Below are 13903 nucleotides of genomic sequence, written 5' to 3'. Positions count from 1 at the left end.
TAAGAGTGTAACAAAACTAAAAATTGAGACTCTTTTAAACAAAAATCACTATTCATGAAAAAAAGTATTCTAATTTGCTTCTTGTTAATTTCTATTGGTATTGTTGCACAATCAAAAAAAGAATATTTAGAACAACATCGTTTTGACTTACACAATGAAACTTTCCAATTTCCGCAAAAAGACTTTAAAATTCTTGGTTTTGGTGCGTATCACGGAAGTGTAAAAACGGAAGATACTTCGCTACATCTTTTAAAATCATTACTTAGAACAACTGATATTTCCTATTATTTACCAGAAACAGATTATAGCGTCGCACATTATTTTGATAAATTTCTACAAACTGGCGATACACTTTTATTGAAAGATTTGGTAATTCATTACGGAACTAATGTTCCACAAGAACGCAGTATTGCTGTGTATAAAATGTGGAAACAATTAAAAAAAATTAATGATCAATTACCTGAAAATAAAAAACTTACAGTTGTCGGAATTGATTTATTGACCACTTATAAATACACTTCAAGACATATACTTGAATTGTTAGATACAAATCAAATTGAATCAAAAGCATTAGCCGAACTTGAACAAATGATACAACTTGATACAACTGATTATTCAACGCGATACAATAGTTATTCAAAAGGTGTTTTAAAACGATTTTTGAAAGATGTAGAAACACGTTCAAGTGAATATAAAAAAGCTATTAAAGACACTATATCTTGGAATCATGTAGTGAAAAATATCAAAGTTACTTTTACCGAATTTAGTCGCTTGCGCGAACCTACTATTTATCAAAATTATGTAGATTTGAGCAAACGTTACAACTTTAAAAACAAAGCTCAATTTCTACGAATTGGTTTTTCACACATCGAAAAATCTAGAGAAGGCGAAAAAGGATATCCATACTTCTTTACACGATTAATCGAAAATAATATCTACAAAAAAGAAGACATTATTACGGTAATTGGCTATTTAACAAACAGTGAAGTACTTTGGGATGAATTGTATGATGATGAAGGCAACTATAAAGGGTTTACAACAGAAGCTGGTTTTGGAATTGGCGATTATGAGAAAGAATATTTTAGAGGAATTGACAACTTGAAGGAAACCAAAATATCTGATCAAACGTTATTTCAAATAAATGCTAAAAACACACCATATGCTGACAATATGCCCGATTTGATTGATGTGATTATGAAAGACGCAACATCAAATAGTGAAGCTGTCAAAGGAATGTCTACTACTGACTTTTTAGATTACGCAATTTTAATTTCAAATTCGAAAGCGAGTACACCAATTTTTGAAATGAAAGAGTAAAATCTACAATTTTACACTTAAGCTTTTACATAATTAAGAAAGCGAACCGAAGTTCGCTTCACGTTGAGATCAATTGTAAGTATCTACTTGTATATCCTATTGCTTCACAAGTGCAGGCGGAACATACGTTTGTGTATTCCAAATTGTAGGCCCAGGCACATAGACTCTTAAGATTAAATAGAAATCTCCACTTTCTGGGCTTTGTAACCAAAACACACCATTTTCGCCATTTTTAGATGGTTGATCTCGTTGCAAATAAATGGTCATTCCTCCATTATCATCTCTTGATTGATACTGAGGATCATAACTATTTATAGTATATGAACTAGAATCTTGCACCAAATTAAAATCGCTTGTTTCATACATGGTAATTGACCAAAATCCAAAGTAATTGTCGTCAAATATTGGAAATGCTTTTTCATCATCAAAAGACATTTTATATTGAGAAGTAGAATTTAAAGATGCTCCATTACTATCTAAAGATGTATGAATATATACAGCTTCATCTGGGTAATGCGCTGTAATTCCAGCCAATGCTTGCAATGCTGCTCGTGTAATGAAATCACTATTTTGTCCAGATTGACCAATATCTCTTGGCGGATACGACCAATAATTTAAAGCTGCTGTAGCATTAGCGTTCCCCATTTCTCTTAAGAGTTGTATTCCATCGGCAGCAGCCAAATCTAATCCTTTTATAGTATCTTCTGATTGTTCTGATAATAATTGATTTGGTCCAATACCAACTGTTGCAAGTAAACTCAATAATTGTGATTGATCAACACCTGGCAACACACCTGGCGGGTTTGTATTCATAGCATTATTCATGGCTTCCCAAGTACCTTTCGTATCTTCTGTTGGATTCAATGGAATGTCTGGATCTTCCTGAGCTACTGGTTGATAAGGCTCACCACTAATCCAATTAGATAGCGGAGTAATTGTATATTGATCTTGAATTGCTATTGCTTTGTCTAAATCCTCTTGCGAATTAGAATCATTTACGCCAGTTCTTCCCATTAATAGAATTTCTGGTGTACGTGATCTTGGCAAAACATCTATAACATCATCTGGAATTTCTCCATTCCATCCAGGTCCACCAACTAAATAATTTCCTGCTTCTATTCCTGTAGCATAAGTTCCTACATAAGCAAAATTATCAGAATCTATACATGCCAATTCAATACAATAATAACGGTCTTCTACTGCTGGGACACTTAAAATCATTGGCTCATCAGTTACATCTAACCAACCTGTTGCGTACAAAGTATCACAGTTTGGCGATCCGCCAGTAGCATTTTGTGGAGTTGCCAACGCAGTGCTTTTAGCAAATGAATTTACAGGAGCCCAAGGAATAGTAGCTCCAGATTCTTTTGCATATGCCTTTCCTCCTTCCGTGGTCCATAACCATTTTATCCAAGAAAGATATACCCAAGGAAAACCATAAACATACGCTTGTATTCCTAAGGAATATGCATATGCTTGTTCCCAACTATTGTCTGAACTAGTCACTGTTAATTTTTGCTGTTTTTTTGTTGTTGCTTTCATAATTTCTTTGTTTCCTACAAAGATTTATAGATTATCATCCAAAATGAAAGCGTATTAATACGTCTTATGAAAACAAAAAATACGTGTTTTTGCTATTAAGCAGTTACAAAAACCATATGTGAAGTAATCGTTTATAAAAAAAGTGAACTGAAGCGTTTGCTGGGATAGAAAATTTTACATCTTCAAATCAATTTCTTTGATACTTTTAATTCGATTTCGCTCTAAGAAAGCGTCAATTGTTTCAAAATGTTCAAGCACACGTTTTTCTTTAAATTCGAATACTTTTTGCGATAATCCTTGCAAGAAATCACGATCGTGCGAAACTAAGATTAACGTGCCATCAAAGGCTTTTAAAGCATCTTTTAAAACGTCTTTGGAGCGTAAATCTAAATGGTTTGTTGGTTCATCCAAAATCAACAAATTCACAGGTTCGAGCAATAATTTCACCATTGCCAAACGCGTTTTTTCTCCACCAGAAAGTACGCTTACTTTTTTGTCAATATCATCACCTTTAAACATGAATTGACCCAATATATTTTTAATTTGCGTTCGCACATCACCTTTTGCAACTTCATCAACCGTTTGGAAAATTGTTAAATCCTGATCTAATAAAGAAGCTTGATTTTGTGCAAAGTATCCCACTTTTACATTGTGTCCAAGTTTGCAATTTCCTTCGTGTGCTATTTCTCCCAAAATAGATTTTATCATGGTCGATTTTCCTTCACCATTTCGTCCAACAAAGGATACTTTTTCACCACGTGCAATAGAAAAACTAGCATTTTTAAATACGACATGTTCGTCATATTTCTTTGTCAATTCTTCCACAATTACAGGATAATCTCCAGAACGTGGCGCAGGTGGAAATTTTAATTTTAAAGCCGAATTATCTACTTCATCAATTTCAATAATTTCTAGTTTTTCCAACATACGAACACGTGAAGCTACTTGATTCGTTTTCGAAAACGTTCCTTTAAATCGATCTATAAATGCTTGATTGTCTGCAATATATTTTTGTTGTTCTTGGTATGCTTTTATTTGATGCGCTCTACGATCTTTTCGCAATTCTAAATAGTGCGAATAGTTTGCTTTGTAATCGTAAATACGTCCCATAGTTACTTCTATCGTACGATTTGTGATATTGTCAATAAACGCTCTATCATGCGAAATTACCATTACGGCATTTGCTTTGTTTACCAAAAAATCTTCCAACCAAATGACAGATTCTATGTCAATATGGTTTGTTGGCTCATCAAGCAAAATTAAATCTGGTTTTTGTAGAAGAATCTTTGCCAATTCAATTCGCATACGCCATCCTCCACTGAATTCGCTGGTCATCCGTTGAAAATCGTCTTGTTTAAATCCAAGTCCTTTTAACGCTTTTTCAACTTCTGCATCGTAGTTTATTTCTTCTAACGCATAGAATTGTTCTCCCAATTCTGAAACTCTTTCAATGATTTTCATGTACGCATCACTTTCGTAATCCGTTCGTGTTTCCAATTCTTTATTCAACGCGTCCATTTGATCACGCATTTCAAAAATATGTTTGAATGCTTTTGAAGCTTCTTCAAATACTGTACAATTATCTTCTGTTAATAAATGCTGTGGTAAATATGCAATTACGGTATCTTTTGGTGCGCCAATTTTTCCGCGTGTAGCATTCTGAACGCCAGCTACAATTTTCATCATCGTAGATTTTCCTGCTCCGTTTTTTCCCATCAAAGCAATTTTATCATTTTCATTAATGACAAAATTTACATCACTAAACAAGGTCGTTCCACTAAATTCTACGGCAATATTATCAACAGTAATCATGTATTATTTTTTGAGATTGCAAAATTAAGAAAAGCAAACAGCATTATGAACAACTTTTATGTTTTTAAGTATTTTAATAATTAATTTTCAAAATCAATCAAACACCTAAATAGATTGAAAAAATTGAATTCACACACATACATTATCATTTATATTAATAATATTCTTACTTTTAGTATTGAATATTTCTTAAACATAAAAAAGTATTATTTATTGATATAAAGTAAATTCACTATGTATAGTCATCAAACGAAACCTCATAACAAACAGTATACTTCTTTAGTTTCTATAACTTCTGATGTACATAAGCCAATTCAATTAAAAGACAATCGCAGTAGTAGTGTAATTCAGCGAAAGCTTCAATTTGCTATGAATGCTATTACTTCAAACACTGATGTTATACAACTAGGGAAAAAGAAACCAAAAACTACGACCAGTAATGCATTAAACAAAAATAAAGCAACCAAAGTTAAAAAGAAGATTAAAAAAACTCCTTATGACAGGCCTTCTTTCACAGCAGATTCTAAACAAAGCGCAATACTACACCACAATACAAGTAAAAGATCTTCATTTCAAATTAACCCTAAAAAACCAAATTTACCTTCTTTGAATGCCGCACAACCACATAGATTTCCATGGAAAGACATGAGAGAGGTTACAAAAGGATATCACACAGGTCAAAAGAAAAAACAATTTCAATCAATGATTCGCTTTTTAAAAACATCAGGAGATACACGTATTGAGCATATTGAAAGACGATTGGAAAGAAGTAAAAGGAAAAAAGATGTTTCTAAAATAAAAGGGCGTACAGAATTACTGAAACGCGCAAAAGGTTCGCAATCAAGCTTTAATAAAGCACACAAAGAATATACAGATACACAAAATGATAAAACACTTAAAGAATTTTTACGCCAAGCAAATAGTCATCACGCTAATGTTCCTGACTATGGAGCCCATTTTGGAGTAAATCAACCTGTAAATGACGCCATTCATTTAAACATACGAAAAAGTAGAAGTCGAAAAAGAAAAAATTCAACAGACTTACGTCCACGTTCTCCAAGTCCTACAAGTAAAAAATTACTTTCAGAATTGGATCCTGGTTCAAGTGAAAAAGGAATTGCGGTTGATAAAGATGGTAAAATTATTACAACTGGTGGAAAACTAATAGATCCTTCAACTTTAAGCCCTGATATACAAAAAAAATATGCGCTATTTAAGAAAACAAAAATAAAAAGTTTTATGAGTAATGCGCCTTTCGGTTCTCCATATAAAAAGAGTACTTAATTGATCACTACTACTTTTGTCGGTATGTAGAATCATTAAAAATATAGTATTTTTAAAAGAATTCTTGTCTTTTAGATTATATCTAATCTATAAATACGTAAATTTAAACTTACAAGAATCCTTTTCATGCAGGAAACCAACTCAATTGTTTACGAAATTTATTCAAAAGAACTCTCATTTACAAAAAGGGAAATTTTGTTTATTGAAAGTAAGTATGAACGCGTTCAGTTTGAAAAAGGCACTATAATTTTGAAATCGGGCAAATTTATAAAACATCAATATTTTGTGTTTGATGGTTGTCTAAGAACTTTTCTTATTTCAAAATCAGGAAAAGAACATACCATTCAATTTGCAATTAAAAACTGGTGGATTAGTGATTATATTGGTTATTTTTCTGAATCAAAAGCAGTCTTAAATATTGAATGTATTCAAGAAGCAACTTTGTATAAAATTTCAAAAGATGACATGGAAGAAATTTATGCTAAGATTCCTAAAACAGAAAGTTATATCCGTAAAAAGCTAGAACGCTCATTTGCTAGTTTCCAAAAACGAATTCTCGCCAATTTATCACAATCTGCAAAAGAAAGATACCTCAACTTTACACAAGAGTATCCAAATATTGAGCAATATGTAAAAAACTATCATATAGCATCTTATCTCGGAATTACGACAGAAAGCCTTAGTCGTATTCGAAAAGAAATCGCAAAAAGCGGTTCTTAACATACATCAATTTTTTTCTTCTCCATATACCGTAATTTTGTCGTATAAAACGATTTTTCTTATGAAATATATTATGAGTGTATTAGCGGTTATTGTTTTAGTGACTGCCTGTACTATGAAAAGCAAAGAGTCGTCTAAAAGTAACGAAACAAAAAATAAAACAATGAAAAAAGTATTATTCGTATTAACGAGTCATGATGAACTTGGAAAAACTGGTGAAAAAACAGGATTCTGGATTGAAGAATTTGCAGCTCCGTATTATGCGCTTAAAGATCATGATATAGCCATTACAATTGCTTCTCCAAAAGGTGGACAACCACCAATTGATCCTAAAAGTGAAAGTGAAGATTCTCAAACACCAGCCACCAAACGTTTTTATGACGACAAAGAAACACAGGAAATTTTAGCCAATTCGTTAAAATTAGCGACTATTAATGAAGCTGATTATGATGCCGTTTTTTATCCTGGTGGACATGGTCCGTTATGGGATTTGGCTGAAGATCCTAATTCTATTAAATTAATTGAATCTTTTTACCACAATAACAAACCTGTAGCCGCTGTTTGTCATGCGCCTGGAGTGTTTAAGAATGTAAAAAACACAGATGGAACGCCTTTGGTTAGTGGAAAAAAAGTAACAGGTTTTACAAATACTGAAGAAGAAGCTGTGCAATTAACAGATGTTGTCCCTTTTTTAGTAGAAGATATGTTGAAAGAAAATGGCGGAATGTATTCAAAAAAAGATGATTGGAGTCCATATGCTGTAGCAGATGGTTTGTTAATTACTGGACAAAATCCAGCATCATCAGAGAAAGTAGCCGAATTATTATTGGAAAGGTTAAAATAGAAAATAATACGCACACAGCACAAAAAAAGGGAACTCATATGAGTTCCCTTTTTGTCTTTGTCCTTTTCGTATTTAGGATTCTTTTTTTGATGCTCTCCATTCGTCAAAACGCTCTCTTAACGCTCCAGTTACCCAATAAGGTACTATAAACGTTAGTAAAAGTATCATCAACCAAAACCCAATGGTTAAGATTGTAAGGAAAGCTAAAAAGCCTAAATATTGTTGAAATTCAAACATATTTTCCGGAATTTATCGAATTCAGCCACAAAGATATTAGTTTAAATTCAATATTCATATAGAATCGTTCAGAATTATTAACAATCAAAATTAATTTTTGTGAACATCTACAGCTTTGTCATAATTCAGTTTTACTCCTTGGTTACTTTTTGTCCCTAATGTTTCATTGACATAGTTTGCTACTTCTGTTTGTGAATCATTTGACAACGTAGTAAAAATTGTTTCTGTTGCATTTGAAACTTTATAGACATTTTTAAACGTATACACCTGACTACCATTATATTGAAAATCTCCATTCTTAGCAGTATTTGTTGGAACTGCATAATACGTTTTAAAATCTAATAGATCAAAATTAGAAGTATCATAGGTAAAAATCTTAAAAGCTGGATTGTTTCCGTGATTTACAGCAATTCCAGGTGTTGAAATAGAATATGAAATCATATCATTCTTATCGTCTGATGTGTGCGATTTGTAAATACGACGCAATCCATCTGTATGTGTATGTCCGTTTAATAGTCCCGTAATATTTGTTTTATAACGATCTAAAATATCTATAAATCCATTTTGCAAAGCATGTGAAGTTCCTGATAAATCTGTAAATGTAAGCGATTGTTTCCACATTGATTTCCCACCATAACCATCAATTCCGATAGGAATATGCATCACAATCATAACACGATCCGTAGTGTCCATGCTTTTCAGTGTAGTTTCAAACCAATGCATTTGATCTTGTGTTGCTTTTTGTTGCGAAACGCCATCATCACCCGTATATGGATGACTACCACTATTTGAAAATAGTACGGTGTTTAAAGCTATTACTTTTAATTTTTTTCCATTAGTAATTAAGTCTACAGCATAATATCCAAACTCTTTATTAAAGTCTAAATTCGTTGATCGTGTAATTGTTGAACTAGTATTGAGTATTGGCCACGGATTGCTTGGATCTGCATCTTTAGTCAATACAGTATTTCCATTAGCATTTGTAAAAGAATGATAATCACCTTCCAACGAATCATTATTTCCAGGTAAATATAAAATAGGAATTCCTATTTGCAAGCTTCGCAAGTTTTCAAGCATTGCATGTGTGTTTTCTTTTCTTTCATTATCATCATAGCCAGGTAAATCGCCTAAATAGATCATAAATTCTGGTTGTTCGGCTTTTACTACACTTTCAATTTTTGTTTTTGTTTTTCCCCACAAAACATCACTTGTTACACTTATACTACTTGAACCGAAAGTGGTTTGCTTCAAATCTACATCAACATGCACATCTGACAAGGATAAAAACTTAGCAGTCGTTGTTGCTGCTATTTCTATTTGCGAGTCAGCTTTCGGAGTTGTTGTTGGTTTAGGTTGCGATTCAGGTTTGCCTTTACACCCTAAAAATAGTAAGCTAAAAAGCATCGCATATAAAAAAGTTGTCTTCATTATTCGTTATGTATTGGTTATGTGTTAGCGTACAAGATACTAAAAACACTAACAATCTGATACAAGTATTTTCACGTGATTTGTATGCAACAAATTGTGTGTCTGATACATAAACAACAACTATCTTGTAAGCAAGAATGATGATTTTATGTGTATAATTAATCATAAAAAAGTCTAAAAAACTACGTTACTCCATGTAAAATATTTAATTTTGCACCTTGAAAAACCATCAATACCATGGAATATAGAATTGAAAAAGATACAATGGGCGAAGTTAAAGTTCCTTCAGACAAACTTTGGGGAGCACAAACGGAACGTTCAAGAAATAATTTTAAAATTGGCGCACCTGCAAGTATGCCATTAGAAGTAGTGTACGGATTTGCTTATTTGAAAAAAGCTGCGGCTTTTACAAACTGTGAGTTAGGTGTATTACCGATTGAAAAAAGAGATTTAATTGCAACAGTTTGTGAAGAAATCTTAGCAGGAAAGCATGACGATCAGTTTCCATTAGTAATTTGGCAAACAGGTTCTGGAACGCAATCAAATATGAATGTGAATGAAGTTATTGCAAACAGAGCACAGCAGCTTGCTGGAAAAAAGATTGGCGAAGGCGAAAAAACCATTCAACCAAATGATGATGTAAACAAATCTCAATCGTCAAACGATACATTTCCAACAGGAATGCATATTGCGGCTTACAAAAAGATTGTTGAAAATACAATTCCAAGTGTTTCACAATTGCGCGATACATTAAAGAAGAAATCAGAAGAGTTTAAAAATGTTGTAAAAATTGGTAGAACACACTTAATGGATGCGACTCCTTTGACTTTAGGACAAGAATTTTCTGGGTATGTTTCACAATTAAATCATGGTTTAAAAGCTTTAGAAAACACCTTGCCACATTTAAGCGAAATCGCACTTGGTGGAACTGCTGTTGGAACAGGATTAAACACACCAAAAGGATATGCAAAGCGTGTTTCTGAGTTTATCGCACGTTTTACTGAATTGCCTTTTATTACTGCCGAAAACAAGTTTGAAGCATTAGCGGCACATGACGCCATGGTGGAAACACACGGCGCATTGAAGCAATTAGCCGTTTCTATCAATAAAATAGCGAATGATATTCGTTTAATGGCTTCTGGACCACGTTCTGGAATTGGAGAATTAATCATACCAGCTAATGAACCTGGAAGTTCTATCATGCCAGGAAAAGTAAATCCAACACAATGTGAAGCCATTACAATGGTTTGTGCACAAGTTATGGGGAACGATGTTGCGGTAACTGTTGGTGGAACGCAAGGACATTACGAACTCAATGTTTTTAAACCAATGATGATTGCCAACGTATTACAATCGGCACAATTAATTGGTGATGCATGTGTAAGTTTTGATGAAAACTGTGTAGCGGGAATTGAGCCAAATCATTCAAGAATTACGGAATTGGTAAACAACTCGTTAATGTTAGTTACTGCGTTAAACACCAAAATTGGGTATTACAAAGCGGCTGAAATTGCAAATACTGCGCACCAAAACGGAACAACGTTACGTGAAGAAGCTGTGAATTTAGGCTACGTAACTCCAGAAGAATATGACGAATGGGTAAAACCAGAAAACATGGTTGGAGCAATGAAATAATTGTTTCAAATTAAAATATATAAAACCGCACTGAATATCGTTTTAGTGCGGTTTTTATTTTTTACTAACATTCTGATTTTATATCAAAATCTACTTTTCCCTTGCCTAAGTTGTAATATGCTGGTTGAATTTTAACATTACCCGAATTAACAGCATTTCTGATAATTTCGGAACATCGTGTGAGTTCATTTGCACTATGAAATACATTTTCAATAGTGACTTTTTTCAAAGGCTCTTTTTCTCCTTCTGCAATAGTGTAATAATCGTCATTTTCAGCTTTACATGAACATTTACAAGCATTAACAGCAGGTAAAATATGTCCAACCAATTGACTCAAATTATCACTTGGAGCAGGATCTTTTGACATCGCTGCTTTTACTGCGCCACAACCTTCATGCCCTAAAACTAGGATATAACGGCATCCTAAAGCAGCTACAGCAAATTCAATACTTGCAATGGAAGATATATTAGCTATATTTCCTGCAACACGTACGACAAATAAATCAGCGATTCCTGTATCAAAAACCAATTCAGGCGGCACTCTACTATCAGCACAACTTAATACTATAGCAAACGGTTTTTGCCCTTTTTTTGCAGTACATTCTCTGCGTTTTCGACTTTGGTTTGGATGTATTGGTGTGTTTTCTCTAAAACGCTTGTTTCCTTCCTCTAAACGTGTTTTAATTACTTTAAAATCACTACGATCATGCATATTTCCCTTGCATTGATTACATTTCTCTTGTCTATTTTGTTTTTCGCAATCTTTACAATTTTCACAATCTTTACAATTTTGACATTTTTCACAATCTTGTTGAAATACACCTGAATCGTCAATTTTACATTCAGGACATCCTGTACATTCTTTACATTCTTTACATTTTTTTTCTTCTTGACACATACTATAGTTATTTTGGTTAGTTACTATCTCTAAACCCATTGGTTTAAAAAATTCGCTATCAAGATAAATAAAAAACGAAAATCTGTAAGAAAAAGATTTCTAAAAGTGATGTTTTCTAGCATGAGTGACCAAAAAAGTGGAATAAACGCAAACTTGATTTAGAAGGCAGTAAGAAGTTTTCAAACGAAATCCTGAATTCTCAATTCCCAAAAGACAACACAAATCAACAGTTTAAAGCTTATAGCATGATACAAAAAGAACATTTCACACCAATCCACAACTGATAACCAACAACACAACACAGCTAATCTACATCACAATATCATTTTTCCATTCGTACGGAGTTGGAATATCTGTATCATCGATTAATTGTCTAATATCAATTTCAATACCGCGACTCATGTCTGTAATTGGCACATCATTTGGTCCGCCTTCAAAAGGATTTTCTGTATTTTCTCCAATAGCTTCCATCGTATGAAAAACCCACGCTAGCAGTACGCTAAACGGAATAGAAAACCATTCAAAATGGCTCGCTATAAATTCTTGTATGGCATGTATAGTTGAAAAAGTAGAATCGTGTGTTGCCAAATCTGCTGTAATATGATCGCCAATAGTTTCAAAACCATCCATAATTCCGAAAGGCAATAAAATGATGAAAATCCACACAAAAATATAATTCAATGTGGCAAACTGTCTTGGATATGGAAAGTTTTTAATTCGTTCACTTTTTCCTTGCAATGTGTAAAGTTCTACCAAAATATTGGTCATTTCCATGTGACGAAAATCATCAATCAAACCTTTCGTTTTCAATTCTTTTAATCGTTTCGATTGAATTCCTAACAACTGTGAAGCTTGATTTCCTTTGGCGAATATTTCATCGTGTTCTTTTTGAGAAATATAAGATCGGATCACTTCCGAAATTGGTTCTTCATCTTCGCATACTTTGTATTGTTCTGAACGAAATTCTGTATTAGATCGTTTCTTTTTTATGTGCATTTCCCAAGGCTTATCCTTTCGTAGTTGATAACGCAACGCCGTCAACCATGCTACATGTCTGTGTACCAATTCACGTTTTATACCATATAATTCTGTTTCTGCAATAGCAACTTCTGCAAAATCATTTGTGATATAATCTTTCACCATTATTGTCCATGACCGTGATGTATTTACAATGCCACCCCAAATTTTTCGGGCTTCCCACAAACGATCATACGAAGCATTATTTTTAAAACTGACAATAAAAGCTACGGCTGTACCTAAAACGCCCAATGGCAACCAAGGTACTCGAAACCATTTCATTCCTAAAACATCAAATAAAATTACTGGAATTGTCGCTAAAATAAAGAAAAAGAAAATATGGCGACGTGTCCATTTTAAAACGCCCGCAACGGGAAATATTCGTCTTGTATACATAAATTGGTTTAAATTAGTGTTAGAAAGATACAAAAAGGATCCAAACTATTCTTTTTCTAAATTTGATAAGAATTTATATCTTTCATACTTAATTATAAAAATCTTCTCATCATGGACAAAGCTTTGGAAACAATGATTGGCAACATGCCCGAAAAAACAGGAAAATCACTTGAACAATGGCTTATCATTCTAAAAAAACAAACATTTACAAAACATTCTGAAGCTGTAAATTTCTTGAAAAAAGAGCATGACGTTACACATGGTTTTGCCAATACGATTGTACATATCTCTAAAAAAGATACTACAAAAACAGTTGATTTGGTTAGTCAACAATACGAAAAAAAGTCTGACTTAAAACCAATTTATGAAGCTCTAAAAACATACATAGCAACTTTAGGTACTGATATCGAATTTGCGCCAAAAAAAGCCTATGTAAGTGTGCGTCGTAAAAAACAATTTGCAATCATTCAGCCATCAACCAAAACACGACTTGATTTAGGATTAAATTTAAAAGGCAAAGAAGCTACTGGTGCATTAGAACTTTCTGGAAGTTTCAACGCAATGTGTTCGCACAGAATTCGCCTAACTACAATTGAAGATATTTCAGAAGCCATAAAAAACTGGATCAAAGAAGCGTATGAAGCGGCTGGGTAATGGTTTGGGGTTTTGGTAATTAGTTTGCTAACAAATCAACGAATAACAACATACCAAAATCCAAGAGCAAAGTGAGTCTGTTCAAAACCTCGTGAATAACTCCTTAATTATACGCTCAA

12 protein-coding genes are annotated in these 13903 nt (G+C 33.2%); 6 read left to right on the top strand and 6 right to left on the bottom strand.

Features of this window, described 5'->3' with window-relative positions; translation table 11 throughout:
• Nucleotides 1-54: 54 nt before the first annotated feature.
• The gene (locus tag ACQ654_RS22940) at nt 55-1317 is read left to right on the top strand and encodes a hypothetical protein (protein WP_430412680.1); all 1263 of its coding nucleotides are present in this window, start codon (nt 55-57) and stop codon (nt 1315-1317) included.
• 96 nt (nt 1318-1413) lie between these two features.
• Here the strand turns inward: ACQ654_RS22940 and ACQ654_RS22935 are convergent, their stop codons facing one another.
• Both ACQ654_RS22935 and ACQ654_RS22930 read right to left on the bottom strand, forming a co-directional pair.
• The gene (locus tag ACQ654_RS22935; RefSeq protein ID WP_430412679.1) at nt 1414-2859 is read right to left on the bottom strand and encodes a DUF1254 domain-containing protein; all 1446 of its coding nucleotides are present in this window, start codon (nt 2857-2859) and stop codon (nt 1414-1416) included.
• Between the two features lie 174 nt (nt 2860-3033).
• Entirely contained in the window at nt 3034-4671 is a 1638-nt protein-coding gene (locus ACQ654_RS22930) for an ABC-F family ATP-binding cassette domain-containing protein (RefSeq protein WP_430412678.1), read from the bottom strand.
• A gap of 234 nt (nt 4672-4905) precedes the next feature.
• Here ACQ654_RS22930 and ACQ654_RS22925 point away from each other — a divergent pair, with 234 nt between their 5' ends.
• From ACQ654_RS22925 to ACQ654_RS22915, 3 genes are all read left to right on the top strand, one after another.
• Entirely contained in the window at nt 4906-5955 is a 1050-nt protein-coding gene (locus ACQ654_RS22925) for a hypothetical protein (protein WP_430412677.1), read from the top strand.
• Between the two features lie 126 nt (nt 5956-6081).
• A complete protein-coding gene (locus tag ACQ654_RS22920) occupies nt 6082-6675 on the top strand; it encodes a Crp/Fnr family transcriptional regulator (protein WP_430412676.1) in 594 nt (197 codons plus the stop codon).
• Nucleotides 6676-6838: 163 nt separating this feature from the next.
• Complete coding sequence (locus tag ACQ654_RS22915) at nt 6839-7519, top strand: type 1 glutamine amidotransferase domain-containing protein (RefSeq protein ID WP_430412675.1); 681 nt, start codon at nt 6839-6841, stop codon at nt 7517-7519.
• A 72-nt stretch (nt 7520-7591) separates the two neighbouring features.
• Here the strand turns inward: ACQ654_RS22915 and ACQ654_RS22910 are convergent, their stop codons facing one another.
• Complete coding sequence (locus ACQ654_RS22910) at nt 7592-7756, bottom strand: hypothetical protein (protein ID WP_430412674.1); 165 nt, start codon at nt 7754-7756, stop codon at nt 7592-7594.
• A gap of 90 nt (nt 7757-7846) precedes the next feature.
• The gene (locus ACQ654_RS22905; RefSeq protein WP_430412673.1) at nt 7847-9184 is read right to left on the bottom strand and encodes a metallophosphoesterase; all 1338 of its coding nucleotides are present in this window, start codon (nt 9182-9184) and stop codon (nt 7847-7849) included.
• A 237-nt stretch (nt 9185-9421) separates the two neighbouring features.
• Here ACQ654_RS22905 and fumC point away from each other — a divergent pair, with 237 nt between their 5' ends.
• Entirely contained in the window at nt 9422-10819 is a 1398-nt protein-coding gene (gene fumC / locus ACQ654_RS22900; protein WP_430412672.1) for a class II fumarate hydratase, read from the top strand.
• Between the two features lie 64 nt (nt 10820-10883).
• Here the strand turns inward: fumC and ACQ654_RS22895 are convergent, their stop codons facing one another.
• Nucleotides 10884-11717, bottom strand: a complete 834-nt coding sequence (locus ACQ654_RS22895) for a carbonic anhydrase (RefSeq protein ID WP_430412671.1) — start codon at nt 11715-11717, stop codon at nt 10884-10886.
• Between the two features lie 309 nt (nt 11718-12026).
• Nucleotides 12027-13130 (bottom strand): bestrophin family protein, encoded by a 1104-nt coding sequence (locus ACQ654_RS22890; protein WP_430412670.1) that lies wholly within the window; start codon nt 13128-13130, stop codon nt 12027-12029.
• A 111-nt stretch (nt 13131-13241) separates the two neighbouring features.
• Here ACQ654_RS22890 and ACQ654_RS22885 point away from each other — a divergent pair, with 111 nt between their 5' ends.
• A complete protein-coding gene (locus ACQ654_RS22885) occupies nt 13242-13784 on the top strand; it encodes a DUF4287 domain-containing protein (RefSeq protein ID WP_430412669.1) in 543 nt (180 codons plus the stop codon).
• Nucleotides 13785-13903 lie beyond the last annotated feature (119 nt).

The sequence above is a fragment of the Kordia sp. genome (genome assembly GCF_965283645.1).
Classification (GTDB): Bacteria; Bacteroidota; Bacteroidia; order Flavobacteriales; family Flavobacteriaceae; genus Kordia.
The sequence above is the reverse complement of the archived record's forward strand: the minus strand, read 5'-3'. Positions and strand labels throughout refer to the sequence as shown.